This is a genomic window from Collinsella sp. AM34-10 (assembly GCF_003469185.1).
Lineage (GTDB): Bacteria > Actinomycetota > Coriobacteriia > Coriobacteriales > Coriobacteriaceae > Collinsella.
Window position 1 is genome coordinate 137931 of sequence record NZ_QSIL01000001.1, and the last position, 17061, is coordinate 154991.

13 protein-coding genes and 2 tRNA genes are annotated in these 17061 nt (G+C 61.3%); 12 read left to right on the plus strand and 3 right to left on the minus strand.

Annotation, left to right across the window (positions count from 1 at the left end):
• The first annotated feature begins 302 nt into the window (after nucleotides 1–302).
• From ftsE to DW823_RS00655, 5 genes are all read left to right on the plus strand, one after another.
• Nucleotides 303–1523 (plus strand): cell division ATP-binding protein FtsE, encoded by a 1221-nt coding sequence (gene ftsE / locus DW823_RS00635; RefSeq protein ID WP_118079467.1) that lies wholly within the window; start codon nucleotides 303–305, stop codon nucleotides 1521–1523.
• Complete coding sequence (gene ftsX, locus DW823_RS00640; protein WP_118079469.1) at nucleotides 1510–2430, plus strand: permease-like cell division protein FtsX; 921 nt, start codon at nucleotides 1510–1512, stop codon at nucleotides 2428–2430. The genes ftsE and ftsX overlap by 14 nt, the downstream gene beginning before the upstream one ends.
• A gap of 193 nt (nucleotides 2431–2623) precedes the next feature.
• A complete protein-coding gene (locus DW823_RS00645) occupies nucleotides 2624–4759 on the plus strand; it encodes a ribonuclease R family protein (protein WP_118079471.1) in 2136 nt (711 codons plus the stop codon).
• A 178-nt stretch (nucleotides 4760–4937) separates the two neighbouring features.
• Nucleotides 4938–5543 carry a recombinase family protein gene (locus DW823_RS00650; RefSeq protein ID WP_118079473.1) on the plus strand — a complete coding sequence of 202 codons (606 nt, stop codon included), beginning with the start codon at nucleotides 4938–4940 and terminating at the stop codon, nucleotides 5541–5543.
• A gap of 248 nt (nucleotides 5544–5791) precedes the next feature.
• Entirely contained in the window at nucleotides 5792–6157 is a 366-nt protein-coding gene (locus tag DW823_RS00655) for an arsenate reductase family protein (RefSeq protein WP_255415129.1), read from the plus strand.
• A gap of 134 nt (nucleotides 6158–6291) precedes the next feature.
• Here the strand turns inward: DW823_RS00655 and DW823_RS00660 are convergent, their stop codons facing one another.
• Nucleotides 6292–6702 (minus strand): hypothetical protein, encoded by a 411-nt coding sequence (locus DW823_RS00660; RefSeq protein WP_118079477.1) that lies wholly within the window; start codon nucleotides 6700–6702, stop codon nucleotides 6292–6294.
• A gap of 276 nt (nucleotides 6703–6978) precedes the next feature.
• Between DW823_RS00660 and DW823_RS00665 the strand changes: the two genes are divergently transcribed.
• From DW823_RS00665 to DW823_RS00690, 6 genes are all read left to right on the plus strand, one after another.
• Nucleotides 6979–7052: transfer RNA gene (locus DW823_RS00665), tRNA-Gln, on the plus strand.
• 17 nt (nucleotides 7053–7069) lie between these two features.
• Nucleotides 7070–7146, plus strand: a tRNA-Glu gene (locus DW823_RS00670).
• A 95-nt stretch (nucleotides 7147–7241) separates the two neighbouring features.
• Entirely contained in the window at nucleotides 7242–8159 is a 918-nt protein-coding gene (locus tag DW823_RS00675; RefSeq protein WP_118079479.1) for a hypothetical protein, read from the plus strand.
• Nucleotides 8149–8619 carry an SsrA-binding protein SmpB gene (gene smpB / locus DW823_RS00680; RefSeq protein ID WP_118079481.1) on the plus strand — a complete coding sequence of 157 codons (471 nt, stop codon included), beginning with the start codon at nucleotides 8149–8151 and terminating at the stop codon, nucleotides 8617–8619. The genes DW823_RS00675 and smpB overlap by 11 nt, the downstream gene beginning before the upstream one ends.
• Before the next feature lie 206 nt (nucleotides 8620–8825).
• Nucleotides 8826–9329 carry a flavin reductase family protein gene (locus DW823_RS00685; protein WP_118079483.1) on the plus strand — a complete coding sequence of 168 codons (504 nt, stop codon included), beginning with the start codon at nucleotides 8826–8828 and terminating at the stop codon, nucleotides 9327–9329.
• A gap of 88 nt (nucleotides 9330–9417) precedes the next feature.
• Nucleotides 9418–9561, plus strand: a complete 144-nt coding sequence (locus tag DW823_RS00690; RefSeq protein WP_035137395.1) for a rubredoxin-like domain-containing protein — start codon at nucleotides 9418–9420, stop codon at nucleotides 9559–9561.
• A 153-nt stretch (nucleotides 9562–9714) separates the two neighbouring features.
• Here DW823_RS00690 and DW823_RS00695 read toward each other — a convergent pair whose 3' ends face one another.
• Together DW823_RS00695 and gpmA are read right to left on the minus strand one after the other, a co-directional pair.
• Nucleotides 9715–10971, minus strand: a complete 1257-nt coding sequence (locus DW823_RS00695; protein ID WP_118079485.1) for an Nramp family divalent metal transporter — start codon at nucleotides 10969–10971, stop codon at nucleotides 9715–9717.
• 75 nt (nucleotides 10972–11046) lie between these two features.
• The gene (gene gpmA / locus DW823_RS00700) at nucleotides 11047–11793 is read right to left on the minus strand and encodes a 2,3-diphosphoglycerate-dependent phosphoglycerate mutase (protein ID WP_199574301.1); all 747 of its coding nucleotides are present in this window, start codon (nucleotides 11791–11793) and stop codon (nucleotides 11047–11049) included.
• Between the two features lie 565 nt (nucleotides 11794–12358).
• Between gpmA and gltB the strand changes: the two genes are divergently transcribed.
• Nucleotides 12359–17056: a glutamate synthase large subunit gene (gltB, locus tag DW823_RS00705; protein ID WP_118079489.1), complete on the plus strand. Its 4698-nt coding sequence runs from the start codon at nucleotides 12359–12361 to the stop codon at nucleotides 17054–17056.
• Nucleotides 17057–17061 lie beyond the last annotated feature (5 nt).

The window sequence follows — 17061 nt, forward strand, 5'->3', positions numbered from 1 at the left end:
CAAAGTGCAATTCAGACCCTCCCAAGCTTGCATTTGCTGCACCTAATAGAAACGCGGCGACTCCTTAGTAGCCGCAGGCCGCGCACAGGGTTACCTCCCAAATCTTTCCGCAGGACGGAGGAGCCCCCGCCGCACGTAGTGCGCAGCGGGGGCTCCGACATGTCCGAGGACGATTTGGGAGGTAACCCTGCGCGCGGCCGGTGGGACCAAAACCCCGCCATGCTTCTTATGTGCAGCGAAGCTAATGCTGCTAAAATACAAAGCGCTCATGTAGTTTAAACGCACGACGATAAGGAGCACCAGTGGGTAACCACTTCCGTACCTCCGGTGCGGGCGATGACGCCCCCAAGACGCAGCCAGGCGCCGCGGGCACTCGTTTCGCCACCCCGGATTCAGAGGATCAGCTGTTTAGCCCGATCCCCGCACAGCCGGCAGATCAGGCACAGCCGGCATCAGATCCCTTTGCCTACAATCCCACCAATGATGTCGAGCTTTCCGAGGCCGCGGGTTTTGAGCCCGTGCAGAAGGTGACCGCTCGCGTGGATCAGCCCCAGGCGGACGCTGTTGCGCCGCAGCCTGTCATGGCCGGTATTCCCGACCCCTTGGCTCCTGCGACTCCGGCGCCACAGCCTGCGCAGTCCGGTCTTTTTGCCGGTATTCCCGATCCTACGCAGCCCGCGGCTCCCGTAGTCGAGAGCGATCAGGCCGCCGAGGTCGCAAGCCTCGACAATGCGCTCAACAACCCCGACTTTACGTCGGTGTTTGCGCCCATCGATCCGCAGGCCAGCCGCAAGAAGATGGCCAAGCAGGCCGGTGTCGAGCCCGTCATCCTCATGGAGCATGTCACCAAGATCTACCCGGCACAGCCCAACAAGCCCGCGCTCGACGACATCAACATCGAGATCTATCCTGGCGAGTTTGTCTTCTTGGTCGGTCACTCCGGCTCGGGTAAGACCACGCTGCTGTCGACGCTCAACCGCGACGTCAAGCCGACGAGCGGCCGCATTTTGGTCGCTGGCCAGGACCTCATGAAGATCAAGAACCGCAAGGTTCCGTTCTTGCGTCGCCAGATCGGTGCCGTGTTCCAGGACTTTAAGCTCCTGCCGCAGAAGACCGCCTACGAAAACGTGGCGTTTGCCCTGCAGTGCATCGGCAAGCCCAAGGGCGTCATTCGCAGCCAGGTGCCCGAGGTGCTTCGCCTGGTCGGTCTGGCCGATCAGATGGACTCTCTGCCCGATCAGCTGTCCGGTGGCGAGCAGCAGCGTGTCGCCGTTGCCCGCGCTATGGTCAACCGTCCGCCGCTGCTTATCTGCGACGAGCCCACGGGCAACCTCGACCCCGCGATTTCGCTGGGCATTATGAAGCTGCTCGAGCGCATTAACCGTACCGGCACCACCGTGATCGTTGCCACGCACGACCGCGAGATGGTCGATAGCATGCACCGTCGCGTGATCGCCCTCGAGGGCGGCCACGTAATCCGCGACCAGGAGAGGGGAGGTTACGGCAACTATGGCACCAACTAACGTGGGCTATTCGCTCAAAGAGGCTATCAGCCACTTCTTCCGTAACTGGACCACCTCGCTCGGCGCCGTCATCACGATCTTCCTTTCGCTGTTTATCATCGGCCTGTTCATTATGGGTTCCGCGATGCTGAACTCCGTGATCGGTACCGTCGAGGATCAGGTTGTCATCAATGCCTTTATTAGCGATGACGCCGATCAGGCAGACGTCCAGGCCTTTGAGGCCGAGCTCAAGACGTGGAGCAACGTCAAGTCCGTGACCTATAAGGATAAGGACGCCGCGCTGGCCGAGTACACGAGCAAGATGTCGGGCAACGCCGACGCCACCATGAGCGCGCTCGACGGCCAGAACCCGCTGCCGGCCTCGTTCGCGATTGAGATGGACGACCCGTCTCAGGTCGAGAGCACGGCCAAGAAGCTCAAGAAGAACGCCGACTTCCAAAAGATCGCGGACGACGGCGACGTCAACGCGAGCGTGCTGTATGGCCAGGAGGAAGTGAGCCGCCTGTTCCAGGTGACCAACTACATCCGTATCGCCGCCGTGGTGCTCGTCGGCCTGCTGACCTTTATCGCGTTCATCTTTATCAACAACACGATTCGCCTGTCCATCACGGCGCGTCGTCGCGAGATTGCGATTATGCGCCTGGTGGGCGCCAGCAACGGCTTCATTCGCGGGCCGTTCATTACCGAGGGCGTGCTTCAGGCCATTCTGGGCTCGCTGCTTTCCATCGGTGTTTTGGAGTTGCTGCGCAACCTGCTGGTTCCGCGCCTGCAGGAGAGTGTCGGCTGGATGTCGTTTACGCTGCCGATGCAGTACTATCTGGTGACCTACGCCGCACTGATTCTTGTCGGCGTGCTCATCGGCCTCTTTGGCTCTGCCATCGCCATGCGCCGTTACCTGCGCGTGTAGGCATGCTTGGAATTCGTTCCTTCCAACGGGTCGTTCCTTTTGGGACGGCCCGTTTTTTGATCCCTTGGGGACGGAGGAAAACGGATCACTTAGGGGGTCGGTCGATTCGAGTGATTCGCAATCCTGCCGTCCCCTAGGGATCATTTGGGTAGACTCTTGGGGTGTAAACGGCTATCGATAGTAAGGAGGCGCCATGGGGCGCAATAACAAACATAAGCGTAGCGCACGCAATAAACGCGGGCCGGTGCGCAGCGAGCGTCGCCCGAGCATGACTGGCCGCGTTCAGCTCCATGAGCACAGCGCTTATGTCGTGACCGACAACGGCGATTACAAGGTCATGGGTCGCGGTAAGCGTGAGATTATGGACGGCGATACCGTGGCCGTAAGCATCAAGGCGGGACCGCGCGGGGATCGTCGCGCCGTGATCGAGGGCGTCATCGAGCGTGCCGCCATCAGCGTGGTGGGTACGTATCAGACGGCCGGCCCGCTTGGTGTGATCGAACCGCTCGATTCGCGTCTCAAAGCCGATTTCTTTATTTTGCCTGAGGACAATTCGGCGGAGCGCCTGGGCGTGCGCCCTGGCGATGTCGTCGTCGCGCGTATTCTGACCTACCCGACGCGCTTGGAGTCGGGCACGGTGACGATCGATCGCCGCATTGGCGGCGACGATGCGCCCGATCTGGGCGTCCAATATGTTATGGCGCGCTATGGCTATACCGACGGCTATCCCGAGGCGGCTCTGGCAGAGGCAGAGGCGCTTTCGCTCGATGTGACTGCAGCGCTTAAAGACCCGCTTCGCCGTGACCTGCGCGATCGCTTTGTCATCACCATCGACCCGGTTGATGCGCGCGACTTTGACGATGCCATCTCGCTCGAGCGCACGCCCGAGGGCGGCTATAAGCTGGGCGTGCATATCGCTGACGTTTCGCACTATGTTGCCTGGGACGGACATATCGACCTGGAGGCCCGCCATCGCACGACGTCGGTCTACCTTGCCGACCGTGTGCTTCCCATGCTGCCCGAGCGCCTGTCTAATGACCTGTGCTCGCTTCGTCCCGATGAGGATCGCCTGGCGTTTACCGTCGACATCGAGCTCGACGCGCAGGGCCGTGTGCGTCATTATGATCCCTATCCCAGTGTGATTCGCTCGCGTGTGCGTATGGACTATGACGGTGCCGAGGCGCTGCTGGTGCGTGCCGGCGCAGTTGAGTATTCCGTGTTGGAGGGCGCTGCGGAGGATGTCGCTGTGGCCGAAGCCTCGCGCGAAAAAGCGCTTGAGCGCGGGCTTGCGTGCGAGGACACTGCTCACAGCTGTAACGTTGACCTGGCCGATTTCCTGGTCGCCGCAAACGAACTCGCGGAGCTTCGGCGTCGCATACGTCGCGCACGCGGTTCGGTCGACTTTGATACGGCCGAGATTCGCGCGCTGCTGGATGAGGACGGCGTGCCTGTGCAGATTGTGGCACGCGAGCGTTCCTGCGCAACCTCGCTTATCGAGGAGGCAATGCTGCTGGCTAACGAGTGCGTGGCCGAGTGGCTGGCCGACCGCGATATCGAGGCGTGCTATCGTGTGCATGATGACCCCAGCCCCGACAGCCTACACGGTGCTGCTGTGGCGCTGACGCAGCTCGGCATCATCGATGATCGCCGTGCGGCGGGCATTGCCCTGGGAAGTCCCGACGAGTTGCAGGCGACGGTTGACGCCGCTGCCGGTACGGCTAACGCGCCGCTCGTCAACACCCTTCTTCTGCGCAGCATGCAGCGAGCGTTGTACAAGCCGCGCAACGAGGGTCACTTTGCGCTCGCCGCGCCGTGCTACTGCCACTTTACGAGCCCCATTCGCCGTTACCCCGATCTGGTGGTGCATCGCGTGCTCAAGCTGCAGCTGGCATACGAGCAGCTGGGTGGAAAAGACGCCTTGGTGCGTACGCCGAGGCTGATCGGAAAAGGCAGAGAGTCGCTTCCGCGCATCCTGCCGCAAATCTGCCGCGCGTGCAGCGACGCCGAGCGTGCGGCCGACGCTGCCAGCCATGCGACGCAAAAAATCAAGATTGCTCAGTACTACGAGGACCGCCTGGGCGAGCGCTATGCCGGAACGGTCTCGTGGGTCAGCAGCATGGGACTATTCGTGCGTCTCGATCTGACGCAGGTCGAGGGCCTGGTTTCCATTAAGAGCTTGGGTAACGAGTGGTTTGAGTTTGACGAGGACGCGCTCACATTGACGGGTGCCGACACGGGACGCCGTTTTGAGTTGGGGCAGCGCGTGATTATCGAGGTCTCGCGTGTCAACACTACTCGCGGACATTTGGACTTTAAGCTCATTCATTAACCGGTACGGAGTGAGTATCGGCAAAGCGGACAGGGCGGTCTTTCGGGGCCGCCCTCTTTGCGTGTCTCTTGATTGCCCTGCCATGAGCTCGGCCGCTTCTTCATATGCTTTTGGGAGATAGGACCTACCAAAACAAGCCTGTCCCTTTTTGGCGGGTTTACGAGAAAGCGGGGATGTTGTGGCAACGGTATATGGGTATGCGCGGGTGAGCACGCGTGATCAAAATTTGAATCGCCAGTTGGATGCGCTGAGCGCCTATGGCGTGGAGCCGGCGAATGTTTTTGCCGACCGTGCGAGCGGCAAGGACTTTGATCGCCCACGGTATCGGGAATTGCTTCATGCCTTGGCTTCCGGTGACGTGTTGGTGGTGCTTTCCATCGATCGGCTGGGTCGAAACTACAGCGAGATACTCGAGGAATGGCGTCGTATAACCAAGGAACTTGGTGCGGCCATCGTTGTGCTGGACATGCCGTTGCTCGATACGCGTGCGAGAGATTGCGGCGGATCGGATGTGACCAGCACGCTGATCGCCGATATCGTTTTGCAGCTGTTGAGTTATGTGGCGCAGGTGGAACGAGAGAACATCCACCGTCGTCAGGCGGAGGGAATCGCGGCGGCGCGGGCGCGCGGCGTGCGTTTTGGTCGGCCCCGCAAGCCGTGCCCTCCGCAATTTGAACGAGTGCGCGATATCTATGAGGCGGGCAATATTACCCGGAGTCAGGCGGCAAAGCGTTTGGGTGTGTGCGTGGGGACCTTCGATCGCTGGATGCGCGAGACGGAGTAGGGCTGTCGGGGACGCGGGCTCAACGGCTACCGTCGCCCACCCAGACCCACTTGCCCCCGTTTGCATGTGGATGGGCACCAACATCCGTCGTGTCGCCCATACCGTACCATTGGCGCCCATGCGAGACGTTAACCTCAAGATGGAAAACCGCGACCGCCTGTACGTCGGTGCCGGCTACAATATCGGCATCGGTCGCAGATGGCCATCGATGCGCTGTTTGCCAGACACTTGTCTTTTCTAAGAAGGGAATCCCCGTGGCAGTGCTGTTTGTTGAATATCCCAAATGCTCGACGTGTAAAAAGGCCAAGGCCTGGTTGGACGAGCACGGGGTTGAGTACGTCGATCGCGATATTGTTATAGACAATCCTTCGGCTGAGGAACTTGCGACCTGGATTGCGCGTTCGGGGCTGCCGGTGCGACGCTTCTTTAACTCGTCGGGCATGAAGTATCGAGAGCTTGGCCTGAAGGCGCGCCTGGACGCAGGCATGACGGATCAGGAGTGCTACGAGCTGCTGGCGACTGACGGCATGCTGGTCAAGCGTCCGCTGCTGGTGGGCGATGACTTTGCGATTCCTGGCTTTAAGGAAGCAGCCTGGGCCGAGGTGCTGCTGTAGCAACTGCGGAAAGTGCATCCCAGTTTGAGCGCTGATTCTGGGATACGGTTTCCGGTTGAGGGCTCGACGGGAAAGTGGGGACCAGTTTGAGCTTGAAATCTGAGACGCACTTTCCGCCGGCGGGCCTGCCCTAGTCAGTCCTCCAACCGTGCCCATTCGTGTGGGTCGTAGAACTTTACGTGCTTGTCGGGCGTGTCGCTCCAGTACTCTTCGTCCATAAAGGGCAGGTATGCCTGAACGCCGGAGCAGATAAACGGAATCCGTTGTCGCTGCAGGCGGTCGCGCTGTCGTCGCTCCAGATGCGTCTCGGATATGACGGTCGGCATGCCGGATAACTCGACGAGGCTCGCCTGGATGCGCTTGAGGTCGGGGAGCGCCGCGTGCCATGACGTCCGCATAATCAAAAACGAGGCGTGACGGTATTCCGCTTGCATCACCGTGATGGCGGGACGCAGCGTGGGGTGGATTTTGTCCCGGTCGGGCCAAGGTCCGGCGGATATCTCGAGCCCCAAGGTCTCCCATAGGTAATCCAGCTCTTCGTCCATAGCGCCTCGATGTCTACGCGATTATTGCCGCTTCGATTGTGTTACCTGGTGCTATCGTTTTCGCGATAGAATCTGCCAACGGTCGACGGCTACCGTTCGCGGCGTTCTGCCCTTCATGTGCGACGGCTAGCTTCACAGGTCCTTCACGGGTCGGGCTAAATCGGGCCAATTTGACCGAATTTCAAAAAAGTTAAAATTGGGGCTTGCGTCACGACGGTTCTTCCCGTATATTTCTTTCTTGCGCAAAGGCACAGCCGAGCGCAGCGATGCAGTCATTGGGATGTCGTCTAATGGCAGGACAGCGGATTCTGGTTCCGTCAATGGGGGTTCGACTCCCTCCATCCCAGCCATTGCATTTGCTACATATGGCCCGTTCGTCTAGCGGTTTAGGACGCCGCCCTCTCAAGGCGGAGATCACCAGTTCGAATCTGGTACGGGCTACCACAAAATGAACGCCCGGGCCTCGCAAGAGACCCGGGCTTTGTGTATTCACCCCACACGCGACATTTGCCGCGTTTCGTCCGGTTTGAGGAGTAGTCATGGACCTGCCCATCAGCTTGCAAGACATCACGTATGCCGAGAACTATCTGGCGCAGGGCGATCTGGCCACGGCGACGCCGCTGTTGGAGCGCCTGGTGGAGCTTGCCGAGGAGTATATCGATGCCGAGTGCAAGACGGAAGAGAAGCGTCAATACTTTAGCTTTGATAGCAAGTTCGAGCGCTTGGCCTATCGCCGCGTGGAGAATGATCCGCGCGAGCTGGTTCAGGTCGAGGTGCCGTTTGACCGTCTGTACTCCGACATGGCATTCGCCTACATTCGCCAACAGGATTATGTGAGTGCTCGCAACGCTTTGATGCAGGCCGTGCGCTGGGATCCTATGAACTGCACCTATCGTCTGGACCTGGCCGAGCTGTTCCGCGCGCTCGAGGACAAGCAGGAGTGGGCTTCGCTTTCGTTTTCGGTGCTGGAGCGTGCGAGCGACGGCAAGTGTGCCGCCCGCGCCTATGCCAACCTGGGCCAGTACTTCTTGGAGCCCGAGACCGAGAATGTCTCGGCGGCCGTGGGCTGTGCCCGCTTGGCCCTGCGCCTTGCGCCTGGCGATGCGCATACGACGCGCCTGCTCAACAAGATTCATACTGCCTATCCCGATGCCGCCGATGAGAGCGACGACCATGTGATGGGCGAGCTGAGCCTGCAGGGCGTGCCGACCTCGCCTTCGGCCGAGATTGCCATTTGCCTGATCATGTGTGCGACCGACGCTGCGAGCGACGGCGACAAGCAGGAAGCTACGCGCCTGACGGTCCGTGCCCGCGACCTGGTGGGCGAGGAGGCCTGCGCGGCGATCATCAAACTGGTGCGCGAGAGCGACGCCGAGCTCAACGCCGAGCGCAAGGCAAAGCGCGACGCCGCGGGCTCAAACGCCGATGGCGCCAAGGAGGCCGGCGATGCCCAGTAAGCGCGAGCACAAGCTCATCTCCAAGAATCGTTCGGCACATCACGAGTACTTTATCGACGAGACGTTTGAGTGCGGCATTGAGCTGAGCGGTACCGAGGTCAAGTCGATTCGCGAGCGCGCCTGCCAGATCACCGACACGTTTGCACTGATCCGTGGCGGCGAGTGCTGGCTCGTGGGCCTGCATATTCACCCTTATAGCCACGGTGGTGTGTGGAATCGTGATCCCGATCGCCGGCGCCGTCTGCTGCTGCATCGCAAGGAGATTGATTTTCTTGACGGCAAGCTGCGCAACCGCGGCTATGCGCTGGTGCCGCTGGAGCTCTACTTTAATACCGACGGCCGCGTAAAGTTGCTGCTGGGCCTGGGCCGAGGCAAAAAGCTCTATGACAAGCGCGAGGACATGGCCAAGCGCGACGTTCAGCGTGAAATCGATCGCGCGCTAAAGGAGCGCAACCGCTAGGCACTCTGTATAAGTTGCGGTGGAATGCGGACTGTTTTGCCTGTTTGAGGGGCTATTCAGTCCCTATTTCACCGCAACTGCGGGTGTCCCGTCTTCCTAACTGTTTTGACACATATATCTCAAAGGCGGCGTCCGTTATGGGCGCCGCCTTTTTTGTGGGTACATACAACCATGAGGTTCGATCCCGGGTTAGGGGAGTGGTTGTTATGGACAAAGCTGCGTTCTTTACGATGCCGAGCGGGCTCTATGTGGTGAGCGCCGCGGCCGATGGACTGCGCGCCGGCTGCGTCATCAACACGGCAGTGCAGGTGACGTCCGCGCCGCCGCGCATCTCGGTTGCCGTGAACAAGGAAAACGTCACGTCTGGCGTTATTGCGTCTGCCAAGGCCTTCGCGCTGACCGTGATCGATCAGACGGCCGATATGCTCTACATTGGCAACTTTGGATTCCGCACCAGCAGCGACTATGACAAATTTGCCAAGTACGAGACGCGCGAGACCGCGCTGGGTATGCCCTATGTTCCCGAGCACGCGGCGGCCTTGTTTAGCTGCCGTCTGATCGACACCGTGGACGTGGGCACGCATCTGCTGTTTATCGGCGAGGTTGAGGATGCCGAGCGTCTGAGCGGCGAGACACCGTTGACCTATGACTACTACCACAAGGTGCTGAAGGGCAAGACGCCTCCGAAGGCGTCCTCGTATCAAGGCTAGAAATGTTTTAAAAATACTTGCATTATATTATTGAGAACATATACTAATAAGCAAGTACACCAGTAGTCACGTTCGAGAGGAGAACATCATGGCTGAGGAAAAGAAGACGTACAAGTTCGTGTGCACCGTTTGCGGTTACGAGGTTGAGGTCGACACGCCCGAGCTGCCCGAGGACTACGTGTGCCCGGTCTGCGGCGTCGGTCCCGATCAGTTTGAGCTCGTCGAGGAGTAGCTCGTAGACGCACGGCGATTAGCCATACAGAGCTCTGTCCAAGGGTCCCGGCTGGATATTCCGGCTGGGACCCTTTTGATTTATCTGACGGTTTAAAACGGCCTTACGTGTTACAGATTGAGACGTTATATCTGGACAGCCACGCCATCCCAATTACATCCCCGTTAACAGCACGACATCGAGAATCGTCACGATGGCACCAATCCCTACAAGCAGCGCGTTGAGTGGACGCGAGTTGGCGAATTTGCCCATGACGCGGGGTGAACTGGTGAGCCGTATGAGCACAAAGACCGTAATCGGCAGCTGAAGCGACAGCAGTGCCTGACTCCAGATGAGACCTTCAAAAGGATTTGGAACGACCAGGCACGCCGCCACTGCTCCGGCGAAACAGGCCGCCACCCCGACCGAGGAATGTCGGTCGTGGATGTCGTATTCCTCGTCGAACATGCCCGCAGTGATGGTTCCCGCCGCCATGCCCGCTGTCACGCTGCTCGATAATCCCGCGAACAGCAGCGCTACCGCAAAGATGGTCGAGCTCGCCGGGCCCAAGATGGGGGAGAGCGTGGCCGCTGCGACGGCGAGGTCGTCTACGACCATGCCGTGCGCAAAGAAGGTCGTTGCGGCCAGGATGACCATGGCCGAGTTGATTGCCCAGCCCACGCCCATCGAAAAGAGCGTGTCGAAGAGCTCGTAGCGCAGACGTTCTTCGATAACCTGCTCGCCTTGGCCTTCGAAGTGCATGGATTGGATGACCTCAGAGTGCAGAAAAAGGTTGTGGGGCATTACGACCGCACCCAGGACGCTCACGATAATCGCGGCAGAGCCAGTGGGCATACTAGGCGTGATCCAGCTTGCGGCGGCTTGCGGCCAGTCGACCTTGACTAGTGCAAGCTCGGCCAAAAACGAGAGTCCTACCACGCCGACGAAGGTGATGATCCAGCGTTCGGCGCGCTTGTAGGAGCTCGTCATGAGCATCGCCATCGATACTGCCGCCACGATGACGCAGCCCGCGCGCACGGGCAGCCCAAAGATCATTTGAAGGGCAATCGCGCCGCCCAGGACTTCGGCCATGGCGGTGGCGATGGTCGCGAGATAGGCGCTGCCGAGCACCGCGCGTCCCACGATGCGGGGGAGAAAGCGGGTCGTGGCCTCGGCAAGACAGGCGCCCGTGGCGATGCCCAAGTGCGCCGCGTTGTGCTGCAGGACGATGAGCATGATCGTGGACAGCGTGACAATCCACAGCAGTGCGTAGCCAAACTGCGAGCCCGCGGCCATGTTGGAGGCCCAGTTGCCCGGGTCGATAAAGCCGACGGTCACGAGCAGTCCGGGGCCGATGTGCCGGGCGATATCCAGACCTCCGTGGCCTCCGGTGCGGTGCGAGCTAAAGTGTTGTTTGAGATGGTTGAGCATGGTGCGCTCCTGCGTATGGGCGGCGTGGCGTCGCATCTGGGGCGTGCGGCGCCACGCGTCGGTTTTGGGTTGGGGCTACTTGTGCGCTTTGCCCTGATTGGCCACGGCGTCGATCTTGGCGGCGATGGTCGCTGGGTCGCCGATGTAGCGCTTGTCGAGGACGTTGAAATCGGTGTCGAAGGTGTAGACGAGCGGCACGCCGGTGGGGATGTTGACCTTGAGGATTTCCTCGGGCGTGAGGTGCTCGAACTTCATGACGAGTGAGCGCAGGGAGTTGCCGTGCGCGGCGATGAGCACGCGCTTGCCGGCGAGCATCTGGGGGCGAATCTCGTCTTCGAAATAAGGCCAGGCGCGGGCGATCGTGTCCTTGAGGCACTCGGTATAGGGCAGTTGATCGGGCGCGACGTCGCGGTATTGCTCCTGGGTGTGGGGATCGCGCGCGTCGTTCGGCTCGAGTGCCGGCGGGCAGACATCGAAGGAGCGGCGCCAGATGAGCACCTGCTCGTCGCCGTGCTCTGCCGCGGCATCGGCCTTGTTGAGACCCTGCAACGCGCCGTAGTGGCGCTCGTTGAGCTTCCAGGATTTGATGACGGGCAGCCACTCGCGATCCATTTGTCCGAGCACGATGTCGAGGGTGTGGATCGCGCGCTTGAGGCGCGAAGTGTAGCAGACGTCAAAGTCGAAACCGGCTTCTTTGAGGGCGCGGCCGCCTGCTGCGGCTTCTTCGCGACCCGTGTTAGTGAGCTCAACATCGGTCCAGCCGGTGAACAGGTTGAGCTTGTTCCACTCGGACTCTCCGTGACGGATAAGGACGAGTTGCATCGTCTGTCGGTCTGCTTGGTGCGCCATAGGGGCCTCCTTGATCTGGCACGGTGTGCGTGCCGTTTGCTTGACGCCGCAAAGGATACCCGTTTTAGGCTTAAAAGTTAACCAAGACTAACAAAATATTTGTATTTGAATGGGATGGTGAAAGGGGGCTGCCGAAATGTCTTGATCTGTAACAACTAGGGATGGAAATTGGGCCTAGGTGTTACAGATCAAGACAGGAAGAAATGGTCCTATGGAATATCTCGATCTGTAACAGCTGACCGCCAAAACCGGTCCTTCGTGTTACAGATTGAGACATTCGGAACCGTCTCTCGAAAACATCTCAATCTGTAACAGTTAGTCGTCGAAATTGGGTCTTCCTGTTACAGATCGAGATGTTTGAAGCGGCGAGCTTACAGGCCGAACTTGGGGCCTATGTTGTCGCCCTTGAGGTCGGTGGTGTCCACTCGCAGGGCGCGCGTTACGCGATTGTTTCGAAACGGGCGGGAAACACAACGGGCCGGCGATGCTCCTAGTATGCCTATTCAACTGACTGTCTAATATCTAGGGGAGGATCGCGATGCAGGCAGATTCCGCTCAGCAGCAGGGCCTTTATCGCCCCGAATTCGACCACGACGCATGTGGCATCGGCGCGCTTGCCGATATCAACGGTGAGCGCCATCACCAGATTCTGGACGACGCGCTGTCCATTCTGGTCAACTTGGAGCACCGCGGCGGCACGGGACTCGAGAAGAACACTGGCGACGGCGCTGGCATCCTGTTCCAGGTTCCGCATCACTTTTTCCGTAAAGAGGCTCAAAAGTGCGGCCAGATTCTGCCGGCAGAGGGCGACTATGGCGTGGCCATGTTGTTCTTTCCGCAGGACGACAAGGGCGTAGAGGATGCCCGCCGCGTGTTTGAGGAGGGCTGCGCCGAGGCCGGCGTGCCGCTGCTCTTTTGGCGCGAGGTGCCGGTCGACCCGCACGACCTGGGCGAGACGGCCCGCGCCTGCATGCCCACTATCCTGCAGGCCTTCCTGGGCCGTCCGGACGACACGCCCGCCGGCGATGCCTTCGAGCGCCGCCTGTACGTGTGCCGCCGCACCATTGAAAAGAAGGCCGACGCCGAGTTTGCCCTGCGCGACAAGATCTTCTACGTGTGCTCCATGAGCTCGCGCACCATCGTGTACAAGGGCATGCTGGTCGCCACGCAGATGCGCCGCTTCTTCATCGACCTCAACGACGCCGCCGTCAAGACGGCCGTGGCGCTCGTCCACTCGCGCTACTCCACCAACACCACGCCCAGCTGGGAGCGCGCGCACCCCAACCGCTTTATCATCCACAACGGCGAGATCAATACCCTCAAGGGCAACGTCAACTGGATCCGCGCCCGCGAGCCCAACCTGTACAGCCCCGTGCTGCAGCATGATCTTGAGCGCGTGATGCCCATCATCAACCGCGAGGGTTCCGACTCCGCGATTCTGGACAACGTGCTCGAGTTCTTGGTCATGAACGGTCGTCCGCTCACGCGTGCCGCGTCCATGTTGCTGCCCGAGCCGTGGGACCACAACGACAGCCTGAGTGAGGAACGCCGCGCCTACGACGCTTACCAGTCCATGCTCATGGAGCCGTGGGACGGCCCGGCCGCCATCGCCTTTACCGACGGCCGCACGCTGGGCGCCGCCCTCGACCGCAACGGTCTGCGCCCCGCCCGCTACTATGTGACGCGCGACGGTCGCTTTATGCTGGCAAGCGAGGTGGGCACCATCGAGGTAAGCCCCGAGAACATCCTGACGAGCGGCTGTCTGGGGCCGGGCCAGATGCTCGAGGTCGATTTTGCCCGCGGCCGCGTCATCTACAACGACGAGCTGCGCGCCCGCTATGCCAAGGAAAAGCCTTACCGCGACTGGATTGCCGAGGAGACGCTGACCGTTGACGCGCTTGATGAGCCCGTTGCGACAACGCCCGCCGAGGACGCCGAGGTACCCGTCGCCGTGCGTATGGCCAAGCTCGGCTACCACTGGGATGACGTTGACGAGGTCGTGCGTCCCATGGCCCAGCAGGGCAAGGCGCCGCTCGCCTCGATGGGCATCGACGCGCCGCTGGCCTGCCTGTCCAAGAAGACGCGCTCGTTCTTCGATTACTTCTATCAGCTGTTCGCCCAGGTCACGAACCCGCCGATCGATGCCCTTCGCGAGCATATGGTCACCTCGACCACGCTCTACCTGGGCAACCACGGCAACCTGCTCGAGGACTCCCGTACGGCCTGCCAGCTGGTGCGCCTGGAGCGCCCGCTGCTGAGCGAGGAGGAGTTCGACCGCATCTGCGCCATCGACCGCGTGGGCTTTAAGACCCGTCGCTTCCGTGCCGTGTACCGCCGCGATGCCGGCGAGGGCGCGCTGCAGGCTGCGCTCAAGCAGCTTGCAGAGGACGTTGAGGCTGCGGTCCGCGACGGCGTGAACATCGTGGTGTTGAGCGATCGTGCCGCTGCGGGCGAGGTGCCCGTGCCGTCGCTGCTCGCTGTGGGCTGCGTGCACAACCACCTGATCCGCGCCGGCGTGCGTACCTTTGCCGACATCGTGGTGGAGTGCGGCGACGCCGTGTCCCCGCATGACTTTGCGGCACTGGTGGGCTACTCTGCGAGTGGCATCTATCCGTACAACGCACATGCGTGCATCCGAGATCTGGCGGCACGCGGCGATTTGGACGTGACGGCCGAGCAGGGCATCGCCAACTACAACAAGGCCGCGACGGCGGGCATCGTCTCCATCATGTCCAAGATGGGTATCTCCACGGTGCAGAGCTACCATTCGGCGCAGATTTTCGAGGCCGTGGGCTTTACGCCGGAGCTCGTCAACGCGTACTTTGCCGGCACGGTGAGCCGTGTGGGCGGTATGGGTGTCGAGGACGTTGAACGCGAGCAGAATGAGCGCTATGACGCCGCGCTTGCCATCCTTAAGAGCCCGGCTCCCGATCAGCTGCCCACGCTGGGTCTGACCAAGTGGCGCCCGCTCGGCGGCGAGGATCACCTGATCGATCCGCAGACTGTCTACTTGCTGCAGACCGCCTGCCGCGAGGACAGCTACGACACCTTTAAGGAGTACAGCGCCCGCCTGCACCGCACCGGCCGTGCCGTGCGCCTGCGCGACTTGCTCGACTTTAATGCCAGCGGCCGCACCCCGGTGGCACTCGACGAGGTGGAGCCCGCGCTCAACATCGTCCGCCGCTTTAACACCGGCGCCATGTCGTACGGCTCCATCAGCAAGGAAGCGCACGAGTGCATGGCCATCGCCATGAACCGCCTGCATGGCCGTTCCAACTCGGGCGAGGGCGGCGAGGACCCGCGTCGCGAGACCCCGCTGGCCAACGGTGACTCCAAGAACTCCGCCATCAAGCAGGTGGCAAGCGCGCGCTTTGGCGTGACGAGCCGCTATCTTTGCAGCGCCTTCGAGATTCAGATCAAGATGGCCCAGGGCGCCAAGCCCGGCGAGGGCGGCCACCTGCCCGGCAAGAAGGTCTATCCCTGGATCGCCGAGGTCCGTCAGTCCACGCCCGGCATCGGCCTGATCTCGCCTCCGCCTCACCACGATATTTACTCCATCGAGGACCTGGCAGAGCTGATCTTCGATCTTAAGAACGCCAACCCCGGTGCGCGCGTGTCGGTCAAGCTGGTCAGCGAGGCCGGCGTCGGCACCATCGCTACCGGTGTGGCTAAGGGCGCTGCCGACAAGATCTTGATCAGCGGCCACAATGGCGGCTCGGGTGCCGCTGCACGTGATTCCATTTGGCACGCCGGCCTGCCGCTGGAGCTTGGCCTTGCCGAGGCCCAGCAGACGCTGCTGCAAAACGGCCTGCGCTCGCGCGTGGTGCTCGAGGCCGACGGCAAGCTCATGGACGGCACCGACGTCGCCGTCGCCTGCTTGCTGGGCGCCGAGGAGTTTGGCTTTGCGACCATGCCGCTCATCTCCATGGGCTGCCTCATGCAGCGCGACTGCCAGCAGGATACCTGCCCGGCCGGCATCGCGACGCAAAACTGCCGTCTGCGTCACGGCTTCCGCGGTAAGCCCGAGCACGTTGAGCACTTTATGCTCTTTGTGGCCGAGCAGCTGCGCGAGATCATGGCGAGCCTGGGCTTTCGCACCATCGACGAGATGGTCGGCCATCCCGAGTGCCTGCGTCAGATTGAGGTACCGGGCAACCGCAAGGCCAACCTGCTCGATTTGTCGCCCGTTCTGGCGAGCGCGACCTGCGAGTTCGGTGCTCATATTCCGGGCGCCGACGGTCGCCACTTCCTGCCCCAGATGGCTGCCGACAGTGAGCTCGACAAGACGCTCGACTCCACGTTGTTTGTGCCCTATACGGCCGATGCCCGTGCGCACCTGCGCCCGATTCGCTTCCATGCCGACATCGCCAACGTTAACCGTTGCGTGGGCACCATCCTGGGCAATGCGGTGACCAAGGCACATCCCGAGGGCCTGCTCGCCGGCTCCATCACCATCGACTGCGACGGTTCGGCCGGTCAGAGCTTTGGCGCTTTCCTGCCCCGCGGCATTGCGCTCAACGTGTGCGGCGACGCCAACGATTACTTTGGCAAGGGTCTTTCGGGCGGTGAGGTGTCGGTACGCCCCAACCCGCATGCGACCTACAAGTTCGACGAGAACATTATCGTGGGCAACGTGGCGTTCTTTGGCGCCACGAGCGGCCGCGGCTTCATTAACGGTCTTGCCGGCCAGCGTTTTGCCGTGCGCAACTCCGGTGCCACCGTGGTGGTCGAGGGCTGCGGCAACCATGGATGCGAGTACATGACGGGCGGCCTGGCGCTCATCCTGGGCGAGGTCGGACAGAACTTCGCCGCCGGCATGACGGGTGGCGTGGCCTATGTCTTTGACCAGTACGGCACGCTCGATGCTCGTGTGAACCACGAGAGCGTTAAGCTCAAGGCCCCGACGGCCGGCGAGCTGGCGCAGATTCGAGAACTCATCCAGGAGCACGTGGACGCGACGCAGAGCCCGCGCGGCATTAAGCTGCTCTACAGCTTTGAGACGATGAGCAAGCACTTTGTGAAGGTCATTCCGACCGAGTACGAGCGCGTGCTGGCGATTGTCGCTGCGGGCGAGGCTGCCGGCAAGACGCATGCGCAGGCAGAGGAGCTGGCGTTTGACATTGTGACCGGTCGCGCGAGCGCCGCGGATGTCGCTCGCTTCGATGTCGCGGGCGGTGCTGCGAGCACTGCGTCCGTGGCTGCCAGCTCTGTTGCTTCGACCAAGAAGGAGGCGTAAGTGCC

Excerpts from the sequence above, each read along its gene's own strand:
- ftsX (WP_118079469.1), top strand. The coding sequence starts at position 1,510 with ATGGCACCAACTAACGTGGGCTATTCGCTCAAAGAGGCTATCAGCCAC.
- DW823_RS00645 (WP_118079471.1), top strand. The coding sequence starts at position 2,624 with ATGGGGCGCAATAACAAACATAAGCGTAGCGCACGCAATAAACGCGGG.
- DW823_RS00660 (WP_118079477.1), bottom strand. The coding sequence starts at position 6,702 with ATGGACGAAGAGCTGGATTACCTATGGGAGACCTTGGGGCTCGAGATA.
- DW823_RS00675 (WP_118079479.1), top strand. The coding sequence starts at position 7,242 with ATGGACCTGCCCATCAGCTTGCAAGACATCACGTATGCCGAGAACTAT.
- smpB (WP_118079481.1), top strand. The coding sequence starts at position 8,149 with ATGCCCAGTAAGCGCGAGCACAAGCTCATCTCCAAGAATCGTTCGGCA.
- DW823_RS00685 (WP_118079483.1), top strand. The coding sequence starts at position 8,826 with ATGGACAAAGCTGCGTTCTTTACGATGCCGAGCGGGCTCTATGTGGTG.
- DW823_RS00690 (WP_035137395.1), top strand. The coding sequence starts at position 9,418 with ATGGCTGAGGAAAAGAAGACGTACAAGTTCGTGTGCACCGTTTGCGGT.
- DW823_RS00695 (WP_118079485.1), bottom strand. The coding sequence starts at position 10,971 with ATGCTCAACCATCTCAAACAACACTTTAGCTCGCACCGCACCGGAGGC.
- gpmA (WP_199574301.1), bottom strand. The coding sequence starts at position 11,793 with ATGCAACTCGTCCTTATCCGTCACGGAGAGTCCGAGTGGAACAAGCTC.
- gltB (WP_118079489.1), top strand. The coding sequence starts at position 12,359 with ATGCAGGCAGATTCCGCTCAGCAGCAGGGCCTTTATCGCCCCGAATTC.